General features: G+C 38.6%; 16 protein-coding genes and 5 tRNA genes. 19 read left to right on the top strand and 2 right to left on the bottom strand.

The window, feature by feature from the left end:
* The first annotated feature begins 149 nt into the window (after positions 1 to 149).
* On the top strand, positions 150 to 1,205 hold the full coding sequence (gene dinB / locus GWI97_RS10175) for a DNA polymerase IV (RefSeq protein WP_036932598.1): 1,056 nt from the start codon (positions 150 to 152) through the stop codon (positions 1,203 to 1,205).
* 80 nt (positions 1,206 to 1,285) lie between these two features.
* Here the strand turns inward: dinB and GWI97_RS10170 are convergent, their stop codons facing one another.
* The gene (locus GWI97_RS10170) at positions 1,286 to 3,448 is read right to left on the bottom strand and encodes a TonB-dependent siderophore receptor (protein ID WP_161751946.1); all 2,163 of its coding nucleotides are present in this window, start codon (positions 3,446 to 3,448) and stop codon (positions 1,286 to 1,288) included.
* 295 nt (positions 3,449 to 3,743) lie between these two features.
* On the bottom strand, positions 3,744 to 5,201 hold the full coding sequence (pepD, locus tag GWI97_RS10165; protein ID WP_161751945.1) for a beta-Ala-His dipeptidase: 1,458 nt from the start codon (positions 5,199 to 5,201) through the stop codon (positions 3,744 to 3,746).
* A gap of 352 nt (positions 5,202 to 5,553) precedes the next feature.
* Between pepD and gpt the strand changes: the two genes are divergently transcribed.
* From gpt to gshA, 18 genes are all read left to right on the top strand, one after another.
* Positions 5,554 to 6,015, top strand: a complete 462-nt coding sequence (gpt, locus tag GWI97_RS10160) for a xanthine phosphoribosyltransferase (protein WP_036932595.1) — start codon at positions 5,554 to 5,556, stop codon at positions 6,013 to 6,015.
* Between the two features lie 195 nt (positions 6,016 to 6,210).
* A complete protein-coding gene (gene frsA / locus GWI97_RS10155; protein WP_036932594.1) occupies positions 6,211 to 7,461 on the top strand; it encodes an esterase FrsA in 1,251 nt (416 codons plus the stop codon).
* Between the two features lie 71 nt (positions 7,462 to 7,532).
* The gene (gene crl / locus GWI97_RS10150; protein ID WP_036932593.1) at positions 7,533 to 7,934 is read left to right on the top strand and encodes a sigma factor-binding protein Crl; all 402 of its coding nucleotides are present in this window, start codon (positions 7,533 to 7,535) and stop codon (positions 7,932 to 7,934) included.
* A 115-nt stretch (positions 7,935 to 8,049) separates the two neighbouring features.
* Positions 8,050 to 9,153 carry a glutamate 5-kinase gene (proB, locus tag GWI97_RS10145; RefSeq protein ID WP_036932592.1) on the top strand — a complete coding sequence of 368 codons (1,104 nt, stop codon included), beginning with the start codon at positions 8,050 to 8,052 and terminating at the stop codon, positions 9,151 to 9,153.
* A 10-nt stretch (positions 9,154 to 9,163) separates the two neighbouring features.
* Positions 9,164 to 10,417, top strand: coding sequence for a glutamate-5-semialdehyde dehydrogenase (locus GWI97_RS10140; protein ID WP_161751944.1), 1,254 nt, complete (start codon positions 9,164 to 9,166; stop codon positions 10,415 to 10,417).
* 143 nt (positions 10,418 to 10,560) lie between these two features.
* A complete protein-coding gene (aroL, locus tag GWI97_RS10135; RefSeq protein WP_036932590.1) occupies positions 10,561 to 11,073 on the top strand; it encodes a shikimate kinase AroL in 513 nt (170 codons plus the stop codon).
* Positions 11,074 to 11,176: 103 nt separating this feature from the next.
* Positions 11,177 to 13,336 carry a bifunctional acyl-ACP--phospholipid O-acyltransferase/long-chain-fatty-acid--ACP ligase gene (aas, locus tag GWI97_RS10130; protein WP_082239414.1) on the top strand — a complete coding sequence of 720 codons (2,160 nt, stop codon included), beginning with the start codon at positions 11,177 to 11,179 and terminating at the stop codon, positions 13,334 to 13,336.
* Positions 13,336 to 14,535, top strand: a complete 1,200-nt coding sequence (gene lplT / locus GWI97_RS10125; RefSeq protein ID WP_036932589.1) for a lysophospholipid transporter LplT — start codon at positions 13,336 to 13,338, stop codon at positions 14,533 to 14,535. The genes aas and lplT overlap by 1 nt, the downstream gene beginning before the upstream one ends.
* A gap of 36 nt (positions 14,536 to 14,571) precedes the next feature.
* The gene (gene pncC / locus GWI97_RS10120) at positions 14,572 to 15,078 is read left to right on the top strand and encodes a nicotinamide-nucleotide amidase (RefSeq protein WP_036932588.1); all 507 of its coding nucleotides are present in this window, start codon (positions 14,572 to 14,574) and stop codon (positions 15,076 to 15,078) included.
* A gap of 107 nt (positions 15,079 to 15,185) precedes the next feature.
* Complete coding sequence (gene recA, locus GWI97_RS10115; RefSeq protein ID WP_036932587.1) at positions 15,186 to 16,244, top strand: recombinase RecA; 1,059 nt, start codon at positions 15,186 to 15,188, stop codon at positions 16,242 to 16,244.
* A gap of 903 nt (positions 16,245 to 17,147) precedes the next feature.
* On the top strand, positions 17,148 to 19,775 hold the full coding sequence (gene alaS, locus GWI97_RS10110; RefSeq protein WP_036932586.1) for an alanine--tRNA ligase: 2,628 nt from the start codon (positions 17,148 to 17,150) through the stop codon (positions 19,773 to 19,775).
* Positions 19,776 to 19,995: 220 nt separating this feature from the next.
* Positions 19,996 to 20,184, top strand: coding sequence for a carbon storage regulator CsrA (gene csrA, locus GWI97_RS10105; RefSeq protein ID WP_004244778.1), 189 nt, complete (start codon positions 19,996 to 19,998; stop codon positions 20,182 to 20,184).
* A 465-nt stretch (positions 20,185 to 20,649) separates the two neighbouring features.
* Positions 20,650 to 20,742, top strand: a tRNA-Ser gene (locus tag GWI97_RS10100).
* 8 nt (positions 20,743 to 20,750) lie between these two features.
* Positions 20,751 to 20,827 (top strand) — tRNA-Arg (locus GWI97_RS10095).
* A gap of 88 nt (positions 20,828 to 20,915) precedes the next feature.
* A tRNA-Arg gene (locus GWI97_RS10090) sits at positions 20,916 to 20,992 on the top strand.
* Between the two features lie 56 nt (positions 20,993 to 21,048).
* Positions 21,049 to 21,125, top strand: a tRNA-Arg gene (locus GWI97_RS10085).
* Between the two features lie 52 nt (positions 21,126 to 21,177).
* Positions 21,178 to 21,254: transfer RNA gene (locus GWI97_RS10080), tRNA-Arg, on the top strand.
* Between the two features lie 184 nt (positions 21,255 to 21,438).
* The gene (gshA, locus tag GWI97_RS10075; protein WP_036932585.1) at positions 21,439 to 23,022 is read left to right on the top strand and encodes a glutamate--cysteine ligase; all 1,584 of its coding nucleotides are present in this window, start codon (positions 21,439 to 21,441) and stop codon (positions 23,020 to 23,022) included.
* The last annotated feature ends 46 nt before the right edge of the window (positions 23,023 to 23,068 follow it).

The following is a 23,068-nucleotide window of genomic DNA, read 5'->3' as shown; positions in this document are numbered from 1 at the left end:
CATCACTTTGTGACAATTCTATAAATAAACAGACTAATTCAGACTTTTATGAGAAATACACCTACATCTAGGGATATGAGAACGAATAAAAATTGCAGTTAATATTTACTTACTGTATATTTAAACAGTAAATGAGGTGAGGTGATTGTATGCGTAAAATTATTCATGTTGATATGGATTGTTTTTATGCGGCGATTGAAATGCGTGATAATCCAGCACTAAAAGAGATCCCAATTGCGGTTGGTGGAAATGCTTCTAGCCGAGGCGTTATCTGCACCGCGAATTATCTCGCACGTCGCTTTGGTGTACGTAGTGCTATGTCAACGGCCACAGCATTGAAACTATGTCCTCATTTAAAAGTCTTGCCCGGCAGAATGGCACTCTATAAAGAAACCTCAGCAAAAATTCGCCATATATTTTCTCGTTATACTGATCTTATTGAGCCTCTTTCACTTGATGAAGCATATCTTGATGTTTCGGAAAGTAAGCACTGTCATGGCTCTGCAACGTTGATAGCCCAAGAAATTCGCCAACAGATTGTTGACGAACTTAATCTCACGGCATCAGCGGGTATTGCACCAATTAAATTTCTTGCCAAAATTGCATCTGATATCAATAAACCAAACGGACAATATGTTATTACACCAGAACAAGTCGATGATTTTATTCTAAAATTACCACTCAACAAAATACCCGGTGTAGGAAAGGTGACGTTTGCACGTTTACAAGACATGGGATTAGAAACCTGTGCAGATATTCGTCGTACGGATGTTATTTCTCTGGTTAAAGCACTTGGAAAGTTTGGTCAAAATTTATGGGAACGTAGTCATGGTATTGATGCTCGTCAAATAAACCCGGATAGACTGAGAAAATCGGTAGGTGTTGAGCGTACTTTTGCGACAGATATTAATTCATGGGATGACTGCTTAGTATTACTTGATGGGTTGTATAACGAATTAGAAAAACGTCTCACAAAAGTTAAACCTGATCTAAGGATAGCAAGGCAAGGCGTTAAGCTGAAATTTGATGATTTTCAATTAACGACACAAGAGCATACTCATCCTATCTTAGAAAAAGCCGATTTAATAAATATTGCCTATCAAGCATGGCATGAGCGCCGAAATGGGCGAGGTGTACGGTTAATCGGGTTTCATGTCACTTTGCAAGATCCACAAATAGAGCGACAGCTTCTTTTAGCGTTATAAGAATTTAAAAAAACCATAGCCGATCAACAGATTGGCTATGGTTAGGGTATTTATTTGCTGCATAGTTAATTTATGTAGCATTACCAGCGATAATTCATCGTTGCTGTCATCGTTCTACCAATGCCATAAAAACATGCAGTATCACCTGCACAAGAGGCAACATAATGTTTATTCGCAATATTATTCATATTTAGTTGAATTTCAGCTCCTTTTAAAGATGGTGATAATTCTCCTAAAGAATAGCCTACCATTGCGTCATACAACGTTACCGCAGGTACACTGACTGTATTTTTAGTATCACCTTGAGATACACCCACATATCTCACACCAAAGCCCGCTTTAGCACCATTAAGTAACCCAGAGATTACATCATATTGACCCCAAAATGAGGCCATGTGCTTAGGAACTCTTGGTAATTCTTTCCCTTGTGTTCCCGTAATAATGGTTTTTCTTACTTCGGTATCGGTATAAGCATAGCTACTAATTAATGAAATATTGTCAGTTAATTGGCTATTAATTTGAGCTTCAACACCCCGGCTTCTAATTTCACCCACGGGTTCAAAATAGGCTTTTTCGGCATTATAGTTAGTCACATTACGCTGTTGTAATTGATAAACAGAGAGCGTTGCTAATGTTTGTTGATTAGGGGTGAAATATTTAATTCCCGCTTCTAATTGGCGTCCTTCACTTGGATCAAATGGTGGTGCACCTGGTGCTCTACGCGTTTGTAAATTAGGTTCAAAAGAGGTGCTATAACTTATATAAGATGAAATACCATTATCAAAAGCATATAAAAGACCAGCACGACCCGTTAATTTATGATCATCTTGCTGATCATATGAGGTTGCTAAGAAGTCATGAGTTCGTACTTGCGCCCAGTCTTGGCGTAAACCTGCCAGTAATATCCAATTTTGCCATTGGAGCTGATCTTGTAGATACACCCCAATCTGATCCCGTTTTTGTAACTGATTGGTTGCAGGCTTTTGTAAGGTCATATTAATTGGATAGCTATAATTAGGATCACGCCAATCAAGATCGTATTCCGAGCCCATCGCACGACGTAAATTATCTTGATCTTTACTCCATTGATAATCAATACCCGCAATCACAGTATGATCGATTTTTGCGGTAGTGAAATCGACTTGTAAGCGAGTGTCTATTCCTAAAGTTTCTGTTTCACGTTGTTCTTGTTGAGCCCTGCGTTCAAGTACATAAGGATTGTCTTTTCTTAATGAACCGAAAACAAGGTATTTATATTTCTGATTAATATGATTATAACGAGCATTTTGTACGATTTTGAGTGAGTCACTAAATTCATGTTCGAATTCATAGCCTATACCATATTGTTGACGCCACGATTGGTGATAATCAGGGTTGTTTACGTCGAAATCAAAAGGAATAATGCCTTCAGGTGTTTTTTTCACAGTACCATAAGCAGGTAAAAAGTTACGATAACCAGCTTCAGGCTCTTGTTGAATAAAACTTAATAATGTTAAGCGTGTTTGTTCATTAGGTAAAAAAGTAATCACTGGAGCAAGGGCAAAACGCTCTTCTTTATAGTTTTTTATTTGAGTGTGTTGTGTTTTGGCAATACCATTTAGGCGATAAAGAATACGATTGTCATCACTTAAAGCACCTGAAAAGTCGAATGCAGTTTCAGCCAATTGATCATTGCCTGCTCGCACTTGAATATGGCGAATAGATGTTGCCGTGGGTCTTTTGCTAGTCATTGCAACAAGGCCACCAGGATTTACTTGACCATAAAGAACAGACGCTGGCCCTTTAACAACTTCAACGCGTTCTAATAACCATGGATCAAGTGCCCCCGTCGATGATGAAGCGCCCATTCCATAACTTAAACCATCTAGAAAACGTGGTGCATAACTGTACCCACGAATAAAAACTTCATCATTACGGTTAGAGCTACCTCTATATTCAGTGAAAACCCCAGGTGTATAACGTAAGGCTTGTGAAACAGAACTTACATCTTGAGCATCCATTTGATCACGAGTAATAACCGTAATGGATTGTGGTGTTTTTTCAATTTCAGTAGGTAATTTATTTGCTGAGAGTGTCTTTGTGGCGAGAAACCCCGAAACAGGGGCTTGTGGATCTTGTGATGGAGTTGCGGTGACAATTATCTTTTCAGACACATTTTGATTAACTGTCGCATGAATTTGAACCGAGAGTAAACTTAAAGGTAAGGCAAGAAAGACATTAGTAATACAATTTTTGTTAGACACAATAGAACCTTTTGAATTTTTATTTTTTCATTTGAAATCCGGAAGGCATGAAAATATCACTCAATAAACATTAATACTAATGATAATAATTATCATTCCATATATTAAATTTATTAAGCTTTGTTTTTTATTCCATGATGGAATAACTGTTAAATTTATTGGTTATATGAGGAATAAATTATGATATTTAAGGAAAATTGAGTGTGAGTAGGAAAATAAATTATTTTTTTGTGATGGTTTTAGCCACGAAAAACCCGCCAATTAAGCGGGTTTCATTATGATGTTTAAAGCAAGATTATTTAGCAGGGATCGCTTTTAAAATTGCTGTTAATAACTGCCAGTATTGACCGACACTTTTAATGTGAACGCGTTCGTCTGGGGAGTGAGCACCCCGGATTGTTGGCCCAATAGAAACCATATCCATATCTGGGTAAGGTTTTTTAAATAGACCACACTCAAGGCCCGCATGGATAACCATGATATTTGGTACTTTATCAAACAACTGTTGATAAGTATCGCGAACTAAATGCATTACTGGAGAGTCTGCATCGGGTTTCCAACCTGGGTAACCGCCTTTGGTTTCGATATCCGCTTTAGCCAGTTTTGCCAATGCTGTCAGCATGCTAACAACATAAGTTTTACCGCTATCAATCAGAGAACGAATTAAGCACAGGATCTCTACTTTATCGTCAACAATGCTAACAACACCTACGTTTAATGAAGTTTCAACAACACCTTCAACATCGTCACTCATACGAATAACACCATTTGGCATAGCATTAAGTAGGTTGATTAAGCGTTCTTGACAATCTGCTGTGAAAACTTTTTTATCTGTTGTTGTATCAATTAATTCAATTTTCAGATTTTTTTCAGCAATAGCTAATTCTGTTTTTAACAGAGCTTCAAATTTCGCTTTTACTGCGTCTAGCTGGCCTGCTTTATCCGCTGGAATTGCAAAAACAATGTTTGCTTCACGAGGAATAGCATTACGCAGTGTACCACCGTGGAAATCAATTAATTTCAGTGATAATTCTTCTGCGTGACCTGCTAAGAAACGTGCTAATAATTTATTTGCATTACCTAAACCTAAATGGATATCACCACCTGAGTGACCACCATTTAATCCTTTCAGTACTAGTTGCTTAACAACATGGCCTGCTGGAATTGCTTCATAAGAAAGGCTTACCGTGGTTTTAACATCAATACCACCCGCACAGCCCATGTAGATTTCACCTTCTTCTTCAGAGTCTGTGTTGATAAGAATATCAGCTTGTAACCAGCCTGGTTGTAAACCAAAAGCACCGTCCATGCCTGTTTCTTCTGTCATGGTTAACAGTACTTCTAATGGACCATGTTTTACGGTATCGTCAGCTAAAACAGCTAATGCGGATGCCATACCAACACCGTTATCAGCACCTAATGTTGTGCCTTTTGCTTTGATCCATTCACCGTCAATATAAGGTTGAATTGGATCTTTAGTGAAGTCATGAACTGTATCGTTGTTTTTTTGTGGCACCATATCTAAGTGTGCTTGTAAAACAACGGTTTTACGATCTTCCATGCCTTTAGTCGCAGGCTTGCGAATTAAAATATTGCCGACAGCATCGCGCTCGGCAAAAAGACCTTTTTCACTTGCCCATGAAAGAATGTGGGAAGCTAAGGCTTCTTCATGATGTGATGGATGTGGAATCGAACAAATTTTTGCAAAAATATCCCATAATGGTTGTGGGGATAGAGTAGATAGTTCAGACACGATGGATCTCCTCTAACAGCATCTGTGTTATTAATAGCCTACCGCTTTTTTAAGGGTTAGCTTTATTATTCTGAGCGTTATACGCCAATGTAATCGAGAATATCACTTTCTTCTGATGAATGCGTCATTCTATTCATCTCTCTATCTAAGAAATTAGATCTTTATTTGCATTCATTTTTTATATGGTTCATTTTTTAATCATAAAAAAGTAATACAGAAAAAAATGAGGATAATCTCACCTCTTTTCACGTTTTCTCTGGTTTTTAGGCGCTCAAATCACTATAATCTCGCGCAACCTTTTTTTCCGCAAAAAAAGCTTCTCTCGCATTCAAGTAGCTAGGATCACAATATTATGAGCGAAAAATATGTTGTAACGTGGGATATGTTGCAAATACATGCCCGTCAATTGGCGCAACGTTTATTACCAGTCGAACAGTGGACAGGCATTATTGCTGTCAGCCGTGGGGGATTAGTCCCTGCTGCATTACTTGCTCGTGAATTAGGTATCCGTCATGTGGATACAGTCTGCATTTCTAGCTATGACCATGATCATCAGCGTGACCTCAAAATCTTAAAAAAAGCAGAAGGTGATGGTGAAGGCTTTATCGTTGTTGACGATTTAGTTGATACAGGTGGTACGGCGAAAGTTATCCGCGATATGTATCCTAAAGCCCACTTTGTGACTATCTTTGCAAAACCCGAAGGGCGTCCATTAGTGGATGATTTCGTGGTTGATATCCCACAGAATACTTGGATTGAACAGCCTTGGGATATGGGCGTTGTCTTTATTCCGCCCGTTTGCGATCAAAAATAATTTGGTGGTATTTATTGAGCTGTTTTAATAAAAATCCTCGCCTTGGCGGGGATTTTTTTATGTTTTTATTCTTTCCTCGAATTAGGCCTTCGTGCGATTACCTTCGTGATACCCTCTGTTCATATTGATTTCATGCTATGATAAAGCCAGACTTCTTAGCCCCTTTATTCGATATCGACTGATTTGAAGAGTGATATGGTAAACAATACAAACCTTTCTGAAACGCTATTTAAACCCAGAGCAAAACATGCTGAAACCTCAACATTAATTCAGTACACTCATCCAAAATCGAATATCAATACGTCTACTGTGCTTAATGGCACAAGTCAGCAAAATTGGTATCGTACTATTCAGCGTTTACTTTGGATCTGGCGTGGTATTTCACCTATTGAAATAGAAGAAGTTTTAAGCCGAATTGCAATACATGATGCCCCTCGAAGTGATGATAAATTTATTGACACCGTTGTGGGGTATCGTAAAGGTGGCTGGTCATATGAATGGTCACATCAAGCTATGATTTGGCAACAAAAAGCATTACGAAAAGAATCTGGAGATGCGGCTGCTGATTGCTGGTTACGGGCTGCGCATTTATATAGTATTGCGGCGTATCCTTTTATTAATGGTGATTTTTTAGCCGATCAAGCCGTTACTTTATCGATGAAAGCCTTTGAGAATGCAACAAAATTTTCTTCTTTTGAGGTGAAAAAACTCACATTTAAATTAGAAGGAAAAGGGACGACTACTGGTTTTCTACATTTACCTAAAGACTGTAGAGGCCCTTACCCTACGGTGTTATTTTGCGGTGGGTTAGATGGTCTTCAAAGCGATTATGTCAGTTTCTTTAGGGAGTATTTATCACCTAAAGGTATTGCGATGTTAACGCTAGATATGCCTTCAATTGGTTATTCAATAAAACAGAAATTGACAGAAGATACTTGTCAGTTACAAGGCGAAGTTCTAAAACAACTTTCTGAAGTACCTTGGGTTGATCATACTCGTGTTGGTGTGATGGGGTTTCGTTTTGGCGGTAATATTGCTGTACGTCTAGCTTATATTTACCCAAAATTAATTAAAGGTGTTGTCGCCTTAGGGCCGTTAATCCATTCTTTCTTTACCCAGGCCGAATTACAAAAAAAAATTCCTGTAATGTATCTTGATGTATTAGCGAGTCGTTTAGGTTTATGGAATATTGATGAAAATAATCTTCGATTATCATTAAGCAGTTATTCACTGAAAAACCAAGGACTGATTGGACGACGAATTCCAGTTCCTATGATGGGCGTTTACTGGAAAGGCGATGAAATGAGTCCTAAAGAGGATTCACAGTTAATTGCACGTTCTTCTATGGATGGCGATATTCTAGCAATTAATGAAAAACCGCTTTATAAAGGGCTAGAGCTCGCGTTACAAAAAAGTGCTGACTGGATCTATGACAAATTAATATAATTAATCTTTAACAATAACTTGCTAATTATACTAGATTATATAACAGTAGAGTTTCTAAGGAGACTGAATTTATGACTTCATCTTTGAACCCTACCCGAGGTAAGTTATTAAAGCGTTTTGCTCAAATCGGCCCCTATATCCGAGAGCAACAATGCCAAGAGAGCCAGTTCTTTTTTGACTGTTTAGCTGTTTGTGTGAATAAGAAAGTCGTACCAGAAAAACGTGAGTTTTGGGGCTGGTGGATGAAATTAGAACGCAACAATGAACAGCTCATTTATCATTATCAAATTGGACTATTTGATAAAAATGGTGATTGGATCCATCAGAACATCAGTAAAAATGATGTTGCTGAATCAATCAATGAAACACTGATCCGTTTTCATCAATTTCTTAAAACAGCAGTGAGTGAATTAGAGATGACACTTATTCCTGATGAAAAAATGAACAAATTTCCGCTTCCGATTCAGCCCTAATTTTGTGTTAGGGCAACTTTTCATAGATTTTGCGTTATGTCGGTTGGCATAACGCTTCTCTCCTGATAAAACTGTGTATTATCTTTTTAAATAATCAACAAGAATGGTAAATGTTATGAGTAGCAGCCAAACACTGGTTGTTAAATTAGGGACAAGTGTACTTACTGGTGGTTCACGACGTCTGGATCAGTCTCATATTGTTGAGCTGGTTCGCCAATGCGCTAAACAACACGAAAAAGGTCATCGGATTATTATTGTTACTTCGGGGGCAATTGCAGCAGGGCGTGAATATTTGAATTATCCTGATTTACCTGCAACCATTGCTTCTAAGCAGTTGCTTGCCGCTGTAGGCCAAAGCGCATTAATTCAAGTATGGAAACAATTATTTGCTATCTATGGTATTCATATTGGTCAGATGTTGTTAACACGTGCAGATATTGAAGATAGAGAACGCTTCTTGAATGCGCGTGATACATTACATGCATTATTAGATAACCGCATTATTCCAGTTATTAATGAAAACGATGCCGTTGCTACCGCAGAAATTAAAGTAGGGGATAACGATAATTTATCTGCATTAGCCGCTATTTTAGGAAGCGCTGATAAGCTGTTATTACTGACTGATATTGAAGGATTATATACTGCTGATCCTCGTAGTAATCCTGAAGCTAAACTTATTCCCGAAGTTTTTGATATCAATGACGAATTACGTGAAATGGCGGGTGATAGTGTATCTGGTTTAGGTACAGGCGGAATGGCAACAAAATTACAAGCTGCCACTGTTGCTGGGCGTGCAGGTATTGATGTTGTCATAGCGGCAGGAATACAACCTGAGGTGATTGGTAAAGTTATCAATAATGAACCTGTTGGAACTTTATTTCATGGATTACAAAGCCCATTAGAAGCTCGTAAACGATGGATCTTTGGCGCACCAATAGCAGGTATTATTGTGGTTGATGAAGGGGCTGAAAAAGCAATTAAAGAAAAAGGCAGCTCCCTTTTACCGAAAGGCATTAAAGAAATAAAAGGCGATTTCTCTCGTGGGAGCGTTATTCGTATTCAAAGTTTACAGGGTAAAGATCTCGCTCATGGTGTTGCTCACTATAATAGTGATGCACTGCGCTTAATTGCAGGCCACCATTCACAAGAAATTAGTCAAATTTTAGGTTATGAGTATGGCAGTGTTGCTGTACATCGTGACGATATGATTGTTAGCTAAGGAGCCTTCGATGTTAGAACAAATGGGTAAATCAGCAAGAGAAGCATCTTGGCATTTAGCTCAATTATCGACAGAGCAAAAAAATCAGGCATTACTGGTTATGGCTGATTTATTAGAGCAACAAGAAGCTTCAATTCTTGCAGCCAATGAAAAAGATATGCAAGCAGCTCGTGAAGCCAATATTAATGCAGCTATGCTTGATCGTTTATTGTTGACTTCTGAACGTTTAAAAGCGATTGCTGATGATGTTCGACAAGTATGTCGCTTAGAAGATCCTGTGGGACAAGTTATTGATGGGCGTATGTTAGATAGTGGCTTACGTTTAGAGCGTCGCCGTGTGCCATTAGGTGTTGTTGGTGTTATTTACGAAGCTCGTCCTAATGTTACAATTGATGTTGCTTCATTATGTTTGAAAACAGGTAATGTAGCCATTCTTCGTGGTGGAAAAGAGACACATCATACAAATCAAGCTGTGGTTGCCGTTATTCAACAAGCGCTTGAGAAGTGTGGTATTCCCGCGGGGGCTATTCAAGCCATCGATAAGCCAGATCGTGAACTTGTCGCGAAAATGCTAAAAATGGATGAGTATATTGATATGCTTATTCCTCGTGGTGGGGCAGGCCTACATAGGCTTTGCCGTGAACAATCGACAATTCCAGTTATCACTGGTGGTATTGGTGTTTGCCATACATTTGTTGATGACAGTGCCGATTTAGAAAAAGCATTAACAGTTATTGTGAATGCAAAAGTGCAACGCCCAAGTGCATGTAATTCTTTAGAAACGCTTTTAGTACATGAAGATATCGCGGATCTATTTTTACCACAACTAAGTGACGCCATGGCAGCGCAAAAGGTGACTTTACACTCAAGTGAAAAAGCATTAGCTGGGTTAAAAAAAGGCGGAGCAACGATTGTTGATGTAAAAGATGCTGATTATTGTGATGAATGGTTATCACTTGATTTAAATGTAGAAGTGGTAAGTGGATTAACTGAAGCAATTAACCATATTCGCCGTTATGGAACTGCACATTCAGACGCAATTTTGACACAATCTATTGCTAATGCTGATCGCTTTGTTCGCCAAGTAGATTCTGCTGCTGTTTATGTTAATGCGAGTACACGCTTTACTGATGGTGGACAATTTGGCTTAGGTGCCGAGGTCGCTGTTAGCACACAAAAATTACATGCTCGAGGACCGATGGGATTAGATGCCCTAACGACCTATAAATGGATTGGCTATGGTGATAATACAATTCGCCGTTAATTATTGAAATTATTAAATAAGCCATACTTTTCTAAAGTGTGGCTTTATTTTTTTGTTACATCAGGTATGATGTTTTATACTTTACAGTATGTAAATTTTTAATTACACCCTAATGGGAATACCCTATGGAGATAGTGCATTTTATGGAAAGTACAATTTACCTTATCGGGCCTCGAGGTGCAGGGAAAACAACAGTAGGTAAAGCACTTTCTCTCTCTTTAAATTATAGATTTATTGATACGGATTATTGGATAACCCAAAAGTATCAACAAACTATATCCGCGATGGTGGCAGAAAAAGGTTGGGATTTTTTTCGTCAAATAGAATCAGAAGCACTTATTCAAGTTAGTCAACCCAACCAAGTTATTTCAACTGGTGGTGGCATGGTTTTGGCAGATAAAAATCGCGCTTATATGAAAAACTCAGGTGTCACAGTTTATTTACAGGCCTCGGTTGAAACGCTAGTTGAACGCTTATCTCAAGATCCTAATGAAGCACAAAGACCTAGCTTAACGGGGAAAACGTTAGTTTCAGAGATGCATGATGTTTTAATTAAGCGTGAGCCTTTATATATGCAGTGTGCAGATATCACTGTTGATGCTGGATTATCTATTAATGAAATTATTGCGGTAATTCTTGCAAAACTCATCAAATAATTAGGTAGTCGTCCGATATAAAGGATAAAACAAAAGACATCTATTTTATTTTCATCACATCCTATTTATAGTAAGGCTAATTATAGCAAAATGAGATATGGATATGATGTTAATAGCGTTTTTTAAAACACTATTTAAATTCTTCTTTAGAATAAGAATTGAAGGACTTGTTAATCAGTTTTCGCAATATGAAAAATGTATAATTACACCTAATCATACTTCTTTTATTGACGGTATATTATTACGTTTATTCCTACCTATTAATCCTGTATTTGCTGTTTATACTTCAGTGGCTTCTGCAAAAACGACAAAATGGTTAGGTCGTTATGCCGATATTGTACCTTTAGATCCTGCTAATCCAATGGCTGTACGGCATCTTGTGAAAGAAGTGGATAAAGGCCGTCCAGTGGTAATTTTCCCTGAAGGGAGAATTACCGTGACCAATGGTTTGATGAAAATCTATGAAGGTGCTGCTTTTATTGCTGCAAAATCAGGTGCTAAAGTGGTTCCTATCAGAATTGAAGGCGCTGAATTTAGCTATTTTTCACGAGTCCGTAAAAGTTTACGTATAAAGTCCAAATTTTTTCCTCGAATCACGATAAAGGTGTTGCCTGCAATTGATTTACCTATGCCAAAAGCAGAAAAATCATCAGAGCGTCGTCGGTTAGCAGGTGAAGCGATGCGCGATATTATGATGAATGCTATTATGCAAACGCGCCCAGCATTTACGCTATATGAGGCCTTCTTGCAAGCGATGTCTCAATATGGGCGATTTAGCCCGTTAATTTCAGATATCAATCTAAAAGAAGATTCTTACCAAGGGTTATTGAAAAAAACGTTAGGGATCAGCCGGCTGATTGAACGTTACACAGTACCTAATGAACGTATTGGCTTGTTATTGCCAAACACAACGGTAACAGCGGCTGCATTATTAGGTGCCACAATGCGCCAACGTGTTGTGGCTATGCTTAACTATACTGCGGGTAGCTTAGGCGTACAAAATGCAATGAAAGCAGCTTCAATCAAAACCATTTTTACATCACGCCAATTTTTAGAAAAAGGGAACTTATTACATATTCCTGAACAAACTCCGGAAGCGAATTGGATTTACCTTGAAGATCTCAAAGATAGTGTGACGCGTGAAGATAAACGCTGGATCCTCAAACATCTTATTACTCCACATAAAGCGATGTTACCGCAAAAATCGACGGATGCTGCGGTTATTTTATTTACGTCAGGATCTGAAGGTACGCCTAAAGGTGTTGTTCATAGTCATTCAAGTTTACTGGCTAACGTAGATCAAATTCGTGCTATTGCTGACTTTTCACCTAAAGATAAATTTATGTCAGCATTACCGTTATTCCATGCATTTGGCCTAACTGCTTGTCTATTAACGCCAATTTGCTTAGGCGCTCGTGTTTTTCTTTATCCAAGCCCATTACACTATCGCGTTGTGCCTGAATTAGTGTATGACCAAAATTGTACAGTGTTATTTGGTACATCAACCTTTTTAGGTAATTACGGCAAATTTGCTCATCCTTATGATTTTGCCAGAGTTAGGTATGTGGTTGCTGGTGCTGAAAAACTATCAGAATCAACTCGTATTTTATGGCAAGAAAAGTTCGGTATCCGCATTTTGGAAGGTTATGGTGTTACCGAATGTGCACCTGTTGTGTCAATCAACGTACCTATGAGTGCTAAAACACATACCGTAGGCCGTTTATTACCGGGCATGGAAGGCCGACTTATCCCAATGAATGGGATCGCGGAAGGGGGACGACTACAATTACGTGGCCCGAATGTCATGATGGGGTATTTACGTGTTGAATCACCAGAAAACCTAGAAGTCCCCGTAGCTACAAACGCGGAAGGTATTGATGAAGAAGGTTGGTATGACACTGGTGATATTGTTGCTATCGATAGTGAAGGTTATTGCACTATTAAAGGGCGCGTAAAACGCTTTGCTAAAATTGCTGGTGAGATGGTCTCTCTTGAAGGTGTCGAGCAACTTGCACGTAAAGCATCTAAAGGTGAGCACGCAGTCGTGGCTATCAGCGATAAACGTAGAGGAGAATCCTTGGTACTGTTTACAACAGATAAGCAATTGGATCGTAGCGCATTATCAACACTGGCTAAAGCAGAAGGTGTTGCGGAAATAGCCGTGCCGAAAGATATTCGTTTTGTTAAAGAAATTCCTGTTCTTGGGAGTGGGAAAACGGATTTTGTCTCATTGAAAAAACTTGCTGAACAGGAAAATAACTAATGTCAGAGAATATTAGCCAGCCTCCTTTAATGAGTAGGGGAATGAAAGCAGTATTGTTATCGCAATTTCTTTCTGCTTTTGCTGATAATGCACTACTGTTTGCCATTTTAGCTCAGTTTAAGTCAGCTCTTTACCCTGAATGGAGCCAGCCTGTTTTACAAATGGTCTTTGTGCTGGCTTTTATTCTTTTAGCCCCTTTTGTGGGGCAAGTTGCTGATCGTAATCCTAAGGGGAGGGTTATGCTCAGTGGTAATATCTTAAAATTTGTGGGGGCTTTTCTTATTTGTGTGGGCTCTGATCCCTTCTTAGGTTATGCCTTAGTCGGGATTGGTGCTGCAGTTTATTCTCCAGCCAAATATGGTATTTTAGGCGAATTAACCGATGGAGAGCGTTTAGTCAAAGCGAATGGTTTAATGGAAGCATCAACCATTGCTGCTATTTTATTGGGCTCAGTGATTGGTGGTTTTCTCTCTGATTGGAGTATTGTTTTTGCATTAGGTGTCTGTGCAATGATGTACGCTTTGGCGGTTCTTGTTAACTTTGGTATCCCTAAATTATCTGCCGCGCAAATAGGTCGAGGTTGGAACATAAAAAAAATGTTCGCTCAATTTCTTGAGGCAACAGGTACTTTATGGGCAGATAAAGAAAGTCGTTTTTCATTAGTGGGAACCAGTATGTTTTGGGGCGCAGGCGTGACTTTGCGTTTTTTGCTCGTTCAATGGGTACCTATTGCATTAGGCATGACTGATAACACCACTCCAACAATATTAAATGCGATGGTGGCTATTGGTATTGTTGTTGGCGCTGGATTAGCCGCTAAATTTGTAACACTGAAAACAGTACGTCGCTGTATGCCTGCGGGTATTTTAATTGGCCTTGGGGTCGTTTACTTTTCATTGCAAACCTCAATTATTCCATCTTATTTAATCCTTATCGTTATTGGTATTTTTGGTGGCTTCTTTGTAGTTCCATTGAATGCACTATTACAAGATAAAGGAAAGCACAGCGTGGGAGCGGGTAATGCTATCGCAGTACAAAACTTAGGTGAAAATACAGCGATGCTATTAATGTTAGGCTTGTTCTCACTGGTTACCAGTATTGGAATATCTGTTGTTGCCATCGGAATTGGATTTGGTGCTATCTTTGCACTCGCAATAGGTGGTTTATGGTTATGGGATTGCACTAGAAAGAAATCTTAAACAGTAGGATTTAGAATAGAGGTTAGATGAACCTTAATGATAAATTACGATGAAATGACTCACTTAAGTATTGAAGTGGGTAACGCGCTAATTGAAAAGAAGAGCACGATAACAACGGCAGAATCTTGTACTGGTGGATGGATTGCAAAAGTCATCACAGATATTGCAGGAAGCTCTGATTATTATCACCGTGGCTTTGTGACCTACAGTAACGAAGCAAAGCATGAAATGATAGGTGTTGATGAACAAACCTTGATTAAATATGGCGCTGTTAGCGAAGAAGTCGTTCTAGAAATGGCGAAAGGCGCACTTGATGCTGCAAATGCCGATTTTGCTGTTTCTGTCAGTGGTATTGCAGGCCCTGGTGGAGGTAGTAAAGAAAAACCAGTGGGCTTAGTTTGGTTTGGCTTTGCGGTTAAAACAACAACCGGTGTTCAGGTAACAGCAAAACACTGTATATTCAGTGGTTCGCGAGAGCAAGTAAGAGCAGAATCTGTTATTTTTTCTTTAAAATCAATTCTTAAAGAAATTATAAATAATTAACTTGATACTGTATGATTATACAGTATAATGAGTTTCAACAAGCAAAATCATATACGTTTTAATGGTAGTGACCCATCTTTATGCTTCACTGCCCAGAGGGAGATAACATGGCTATTGATGAAAACAAACAAAAAGCATTGGCCGCAGCACTTGGTCAAATTGAAAAGCAATTTGGTAAAGGGTCTATCATGCGTTTGGGCGAAGATCGTTCCATGAACGTTGAAACCATCTCTACGGGATCTTTATCATTAGACGTTGCTTTAGGTGCTGGTGGTTTACCACGTGGTCGTATTGTTGAAATCTATGGCCCAGAATCTTCAGGTAAAACAACTTTAACATTACAAGTTATCGCTTCAGCTCAACGTGAAGGCAAAATTTGTGCTTTTATCGATGCTGAACATGCTTTAGATCCAATCTATGCCCAAAAATTGGGTGTAGATATTGATAACCTACTGTGTTCTCAGCCTGATACGGGTGAACAAGCCTTAGAAATTTGTGATGCATTATCTCGTTCTGGTGCTGTTGATGTTATCGTTGTTGACTCTGTAGCAGCATTAACACCAAAAGCTGAAATTGAAGGTGAAATCGGCGATTCTCACGTAGGTTTAGCCGCTCGTATGATGAGCCAAGCTATGCGTAAGTTAGCGGGTAACCTAAAAAATTCCAATACGTTACTTATTTTTATCAACCAAATCCGTATGAAAATTGGTGTTATGTTCGGTAACCCAGAAACCACAACTGGTGGTAATGCACTTAAATTCTACGCATCTGTTCGTTTAGATATTCGTCGCATTGGTTCTGTTAAAAACGGTGATGAAGTTGTGGGAAGTGAAACCCGCGTTAAAGTTGTAAAAAATAAGATTGCAGCGCCATTTAAACAAGCTGAATTCCAAATTATGTACGGCGAAGGTATTAATACTTTTGGTGAGCTTATCGATTTAGGTGTTAAACATAAATTGGTAGAAAAAGCAGGTGCATGGTACAGCTACAATGGCGAGAAGATTGGTCAAGGTAAAGCTAATGCAACAACTTATCTAAAAGAACATCCAGAGATGTACGATGAATTAAATACAAAATTACGTGAAATGTTATTAAATCATGCAGGTGAGTTTACAAGTGCGGCTGATTTTGCCAATGAAGGTAAGACTGAAGAGACAGAAGAATAATCTCTCGGCTCGTAATAGAATGACTAAAATTGATAGTGTATTTAGATAAATTACTATTATTGTAATGGTAAATAGCTAGTCAATTAATGTGATTTAACTCACTTAAAAAGGAAGCTCTAAAAAGGCTTCCTTTTTGTTATGTGTAGTTTTATTTATCCAAGTTATGGCTTATATTGGTTTTATTCTGTTTTCTATCCATTAAAACTAGCCTTTAACACTATTTTATTTAATATAACGATATTTTTTACTAATGATTTTTTATAGTTGTATGAAAGTTTATATAGTGAAATTTTGATGATATATTCTCAGTAATTATTAATATAAATAAGAATCATTACAATTTGCTCGCTGAGTAAGATTGTAAATAATTGACATAGAGAGATAAATACCTTCAAAATATTTGAATATAATAAGGATGATATTTAAGAGCTTATTGAGTGATATGATAGATCTCATACTGAGAAGTACTTTTTTTTTAGTCAGTTATCGTGAGTTTATTATATTTCTTAATGGATAATGCCAGTGTATTTATTCTTGATTGTTATAAGAAAAAGAGGTTATTCAAGAAAAAAACACATCTAGTTTGTGAGATGACAAAAAAACAATAATAACAAATACTTTTTAATAATTACAAAATGAAAATACTTTAAACCTCTTACATTTCTTAGAATAATCTCACTTAAATAGAGAAAAGTCCCATTCTCATATAACAATCCCACTTTCAGAAAAAAACTAGACGATTTACAATGTCAACACGAATAAGTTTATCGGGGGTTTTACTTCTGACAGAAGAAATTCTATCTTATCCCTACTTATGTATTCGTTGGCTAAGTAGAGGTAACCATAAACCTCCTCTAACTAGATTTCTAATTTCTGTTTTTCCAGCTTGATTTCGGGATAATTATGAGCAAAAGCACCGCTGAGATCCGTCAGGCGTTTCTCGACTTTTTTCATACTAAAGGACATCAAATAGTACCTAGCAGTTCTTTGGTTCCAAATAACGATCCAACATTGCTGTTTACAAACGCAGGGATGAACCAATTCAAAGATGTGTTTCTTGGATTGGACAATAGACCTTATTCCCGAGCGACAACCGCGCAACGCTGTGTACGTGCTGGTGGTAAACATAACGATTTAGAAAATGTGGGTTATACTGCCCGTCACCATACTTTTTTTGAAATGCTAGGTAATTTTAGTTTTGGTGACTATTTCAAACATGACGCAATCCATTTTGCTTGGGAATTATTAACGGGCAAAGAGTGGTTTAACTTACCTAAAGAAAGGCTTTGGGTAACCGTATATGCTACAGATGATGAAGCTTATGATATTTGGAATAAAGAAATTGGTATTCCTGCAGAAAGAATAATTCGCATTGGCGATAATAAAGGTGCACCATTTGCCTCAGATAACTTCTGGCAAATGGGAGACACTGGTCCTTGTGGACCTTGCACCGAAATATTTTATGATCACGGTGACCACATTTGGGGGGGGCCTCCGGGATCACCAGAAGAAGACGGCGATCGCTATATTGAGATCTGGAACATTGTCTTCATGCAATTTAACCGTAAATCAGACGGTACAATGGATCCATTACCCAAACCATCTGTTGATACAGGTATGGGATTAGAGCGTATTACGGCTGTTTTACAGCATGTAAACTCTAACTATGATATTGATTTATTCCGTTCATTAATTGAATCAGTCGCGAAAGTGACTAATGCTTCTGATTTAAGTAATAAATCGTTACGCGTTATTGCTGACCATATTCGTTCTTGTTCCTTCCTTATCTGTGATGGTGTTATTCCTTCTAATGAAGGTCGTGGCTATGTGCTACGTCGTATTATTCGTCGAGCTGTGCGTCATGGGTATATGCTTGGCGCGAAAGATACCTTCTTCTATAAATTAGTTGCGCCATTAATTGAAGTGATGGCTGAGGCGGGTGAAGAATTAAAACGTCAACAAGTTACTGTTGAGAAAGTACTCAAAACAGAAGAAGAGCAGTTTGCTCGTACGTTAGAACGTGGTCTTCAACTATTAGATGAAGAGCTTGCTCAATTAACAGATGACGTTCTTCCGGGTGAAACAGCTTTCCGCCTTTATGATACTTACGGTTTCCCTCTTGATTTAACGGCTGATGTTTGCCGTGAAAGAAATATTAAAGTTGATGAAAAGGGCTTTGATCTTGCAATGGAGGAGCAACGTAAACGTGCTCGTGAATCCAGCGGTTTTGGTACTGACTATAATAGCCTTATCAAAGTTGATAGCCGCAGTGATTTCTCTGGCTATGATCATAACGAACAGCAAGGCACTGTTACGGCCATTTTTCGTAATGGACAATCAGTCACTGAATTAAAAGCAGGCGAAGAAGGTATAATCTTCTTAAATAAGACGGCATTTTATGCAGAGTCTGGTGGTCAGGTGGGTGATAAAGGTGTCTTGACGAGTAAAGATAGTCAGTTTGAAGTCACAGATACGCAAAAATACGGTAAAGCAATTGGCCATATTGGTAAAGTTAACGTAGGGTCATTTATTGTTAACCATAAAATCAATGCTACCATTGATATTGCTCGCCGTGATGCCATTCGATTGAATCACTCTGCGACTCACTTATTACATGCAGCATTACGCCAAGTATTAGGTACGCATGTTACGCAAAAAGGTTCTTTAGTTAACGATAAATACCTGCGCTTTGACTTCTCTCATTTTGAAGCAGTTAAACCAGAGCAATTACGAGAAATCGAAGACATTGTGAATGCGCAAATCCGTCTTAACTCACCGATTGTCACTGAGCTAATGGATCTTGAGGACGCTAAAGAGAAAGGGGCGATGGCTCTGTTTGGTGAGAAATACGACGAACGTGTTCGTGTTTTAACCATGGGGGATTTCTCTACTGAACTTTGTGGCGGTACTCACGCTTCTAGGACGGGGGATATTGGTTTATTCCGTATTATCAGTGAGTCAGGAACGGCGGCTGGTATTCGTCGTATTGAGGCAATTACAGGTATTACAGCAATTGAGAGTGTTCATGAGCAATCAGATCTTATCTCTCTTGTTGCGCAAGTTCTAAAAAGTGACGGTACAAACTTGGTTGAAAGAATTAAGACAGTCCAAGAAAAGTACCGCTTATTAGAAAAAGAACTCCAACAACTAAAAGATCAGCAAGCAGCCCAAGAAAGTTCTTCTTTAGGTGGTCAAGCTAAAAACGTGAAAGGTATCAAACTTTTAGTTCGTGAGCTTAATGGTGTTGAGCCAAAAATGTTAAGAACCATGGTTGATGATTTAAAAAATCAATTGGGTTCAGCAATTATTGTGCTTTCTACTATTTCTGATGGTAAAGTGAGCTTAATTGTTGGGGTCACTAAAGATTTGACTGCTAAAGTTAAAGCGGGTGAGTTAATTAGTTTTGTAGCACAGCAAATCGGCGGTAAAGGTGGCGGTCGCCCTGATATGGCTCAAGCTGGTGGTACTGATATTGATGCTTTACCTGTGGCTTTAGCAAGTGTTGACGAGTGGGTTGAATCGCATCTGTAAGCGATAATAACCTGAAAAAAGGCGCTATCCCTGATTTATAGGGATAACGCCTTATAGAGATATTGATGATCCGTTAAATAATCAGTCACAAAATTTATATTTTGTTATGAAGTATGAGTTACTTGTGATAAATAATGATTATACGAATTGACAATGTATGATGGATAATGGCCGGGAAATTCTAGAGACCCGACTCTTGTAAATTTTCAAGGAGCAAAGAATGCTTATTCTAACTCGTCGAGTTGGTGAAACGCTTATGATAGGCGATGATGTGACCGTAACCGTTTTAGGGGTTAAAGGTAATCAGGTACGGATTGGCGTAAATGCACCCAAAGAAGTATCAGTCCATCGTGAAGAGATCTATCAACGAATTCAGGCCGAGAAAACTCAGCCTACTGATAACTACTAAATAAATTCCCACTTTTAGTTAGCTACAATTCATTCGTAAGCGTCCACACTTTTGCCGGGTCTGGGCGCTTTTCTCTTTATAAGACTTTTTATTCCTTTTTTGGTTCCTATCATCACTCTCCTTGAGTTGCATTTATTATTGCACTATCCGTTTATTCTGATTGACAGAATTGAAACTCTTTTTACCTCTAATCATTCGCTTCACAATTATTTGTTTTGCAAATAAATATATTTGCTATGAGTATAAAATACTTGAATGATTTTTCATCAGCGATATCATTGTGTTTAAGACTTTTTTAGCCAATCTTGCTGATAAACGCATCAGTTTGTTTGTGAAGTGTTCAAACAAACATATATTCGTAAAAAGTTGAGAAAAATTGTTTGACTTCTTAGGCTGAGAAAGTAATATGTGCGCCACACAGAGACGAGATGTTCAGTAAGAACTTCGTTGAGTGGTTCTAAATATGGTGAGATGGCCGAGAGGCTGAAGGCGCTCCCCTGCTAAGGGAGTATGCGGTCAAAAGCTGCATCGAGGGTTCGAATCCCTCTCTCACCGCCATTTAGATTGCATCCTTAGCTCAGCTGGATAGAGTACTCGGCTACGAACCGAGCGGTCGGAGGTTCGAATCCTCCAGGATGCACCAATTCCAACCCCATGATTAATGTATGGGGTTTTTATTTTGGTGCAAATGGTGAATAATTTGCATTAAAAGAGTAAAGTATTAAAACGGCGCATCCTTAGCTCAGCTGGATAGAGTACTCGGCTACGAACCGAGCGGTCGGAGGTTCGAATCCTCCAGGATGCACCATCTCATTACTCATTATTGCTAATAGCAATATGAGCAGCTAGAAAGATTACGACGACGCATCCTTAGCTCAGCTGGATAGAGTACTCGGCTACGAACCGAGCGGTCGGAGGTTCGAATCCTCCAGGATGCACCATCTTTTATTAGATATCATAGTTAAATCGCTTCTAGAATAATTCGTTAGACCTGCATCCTTAGCTCAGCTGGATAGAGTACTCGGCTACGAACCGAGCGGTCGGAGGTTCGAATCCTCCAGGATGCACCATCTTTAAAGCCTCGCTTTTGCGAGGCTTTTTGCTTTCCACGATTCATTCATTTCTCATTATGCTAAGATTTTGTTTAGCATCTACTAACAATGCTAACATCATCTAATCAGCGACAATTTAGTGACTTTACGATAAAGTAACACCTATCTATTTACTAACATTAATCAACGCGGGAGGTCACCTTTGATCCCGGACGTATCCAAAGCGCTTTCTTGGTTGGAAGCACACCCTAAAGTTTTATGTGGCATCCACCGTGGTATCGAGCGTGAAACCTTAAGGGTAACACCAGAAGGCAATTTAGCATCAACCGAGCATCCTATCTCATTAGGTAAGTCATTAACTCATAAATGGATCACAACAGATTTCGCTGAATCGCTGTTAGAGTTTATAACGCCTGTTGATGACAATATTTCACATACCCTGCACTTTTTAGCTGATTTACATCGCTATACGGCGCGTCACTTAGATAATGAACGCATGTGGCCTATGAGTATGCCTTGCTTTATTGAAGCAGAAGATAAGATTACGCTTGCTCAATTTGGCACATCCAATGTCGGGCGTTTTAAAACGCTATATCGTGAAGGGCTGAAAAATCGTTATGGCGCTTTAATGCAAACTATTTCAGGTGTGCATTATAATTTTTCATTGCCTATCGAATTTTGGCAAGCATGGGCGAATATCAAAGATGAAAACAGTGGTAAAGAGGCGATTTCAGATGGTTATTTGCGTTTGATCCGCAACTATTATCGCTTTGGTTGGATTATTCCATTTTTCTTTGGTGCATCGCCGGCAATTTGTGGATCTTTTTTAAAGGGAAGAGAAACAAACTTACCGTTTGAAAATACGCCAAAAGGTGCGAAGTATTTACCTTACGCAACGTCATTACGTTTAAGTGACTTGGGATATACCAACAAATCCCAAAGTGATTTGGATATTACCTTTAATCACCTCGAGACTTACGTCAAAGGGCTGAAAAAAGCGATTCATAAGCCATCTGATGAATTTGCAAAACTGGGTGTTAAGAATAAAGACGGCGAATACATTCAATTAAACACCAACGTACTACAGATTGAAAATGAGCTTTATGCACCTATTCGCCCTAAGCGTGTAGTCAAAGGTGATGAGTCTCCTTCTGATGCTTTATTACGAGGTGGCATTGAATATATTGAAGTTCGTTCACTCGATATTAATCCTTTTACACCAATTGGTGTCGATGAAACACAAATTCGTTTCCTTGATTTATTTTTGATTTGGTGTGTTTTAGCTGATGCACCAGAAATGAGCGCATCTGAATTAGCGTGTTGTCGTTCAAATTGGAATAACGTTATTCTAGAAGGACGTAAACCAGGTCAAGTTATTGGCATGGGGTGTGGAGAAAGAAGAGAGCCGTTAGCACAAGTGGGTAAAGCGTTATTTGCAGATTTAAAACGTGTAGCTAATGTTCTTGATTGCTGTTCTGGCACAAAATATATGGAAGTTTGTGTTAAGTTAGAAGAAATGTTTGATAATCCAGAATTAACCTTTTCTGGCAGACTGTTAGAGAAAATCAAAACACAAGGCATTGGTAGCTACGGTTTATCTTTAGCGGAAGAGTATTACCAAGAATTAATTAAAACACCTTATGAAACATTGACTGATGAAGCGTTCGAACATGAGAGAATTTCATCTATAAAACGTCAAGAAGAGTTAGAAAAGAGTGATACCATTTCTTTTGATGAGTATTTGAAGAACCATGCGGGGGCGAATGCCGATAACGTGGCTTCCTAAACTTAGATAGAAAAAAGCCACACTAAGATTTGTGTGGCTGAAAAAT

It is taken from the genome of Proteus sp. G2300 (genome assembly GCF_009915965.1).
Lineage (GTDB): Bacteria > Pseudomonadota > Gammaproteobacteria > Enterobacterales > Enterobacteriaceae > Proteus > Proteus vulgaris.
Note: the sequence above shows the minus strand (reverse complement) of the source record. Positions and strands in the feature narration are given on the sequence as shown.

What these genes read in the sequence shown, in the direction of transcription:
- dinB (WP_036932598.1), top strand. Translation starts at nt 150, where the DNA reads ATGCGTAAAATTATTCATGTTGATATGGATTGTTTTTATGCGGCGATT.
- gpt (WP_036932595.1), top strand. Translation starts at nt 5,554, where the DNA reads ATGAGCGAAAAATATGTTGTAACGTGGGATATGTTGCAAATACATGCC.
- frsA (WP_036932594.1), top strand. Translation starts at nt 6,211, where the DNA reads ATGGTAAACAATACAAACCTTTCTGAAACGCTATTTAAACCCAGAGCA.
- crl (WP_036932593.1), top strand. Translation starts at nt 7,533, where the DNA reads ATGACTTCATCTTTGAACCCTACCCGAGGTAAGTTATTAAAGCGTTTT.
- proB (WP_036932592.1), top strand. Translation starts at nt 8,050, where the DNA reads ATGAGTAGCAGCCAAACACTGGTTGTTAAATTAGGGACAAGTGTACTT.
- GWI97_RS10140 (WP_161751944.1), top strand. Translation starts at nt 9,164, where the DNA reads ATGTTAGAACAAATGGGTAAATCAGCAAGAGAAGCATCTTGGCATTTA.
- aroL (WP_036932590.1), top strand. Translation starts at nt 10,561, where the DNA reads ATGGAAAGTACAATTTACCTTATCGGGCCTCGAGGTGCAGGGAAAACA.
- aas (WP_082239414.1), top strand. Translation starts at nt 11,177, where the DNA reads ATGATGTTAATAGCGTTTTTTAAAACACTATTTAAATTCTTCTTTAGA.
- lplT (WP_036932589.1), top strand. Translation starts at nt 13,336, where the DNA reads ATGTCAGAGAATATTAGCCAGCCTCCTTTAATGAGTAGGGGAATGAAA.
- pncC (WP_036932588.1), top strand. Translation starts at nt 14,572, where the DNA reads ATGATAAATTACGATGAAATGACTCACTTAAGTATTGAAGTGGGTAAC.
- recA (WP_036932587.1), top strand. Translation starts at nt 15,186, where the DNA reads ATGGCTATTGATGAAAACAAACAAAAAGCATTGGCCGCAGCACTTGGT.
- alaS (WP_036932586.1), top strand. Translation starts at nt 17,148, where the DNA reads ATGAGCAAAAGCACCGCTGAGATCCGTCAGGCGTTTCTCGACTTTTTT.
- csrA (WP_004244778.1), top strand. Translation starts at nt 19,996, where the DNA reads ATGCTTATTCTAACTCGTCGAGTTGGTGAAACGCTTATGATAGGCGAT.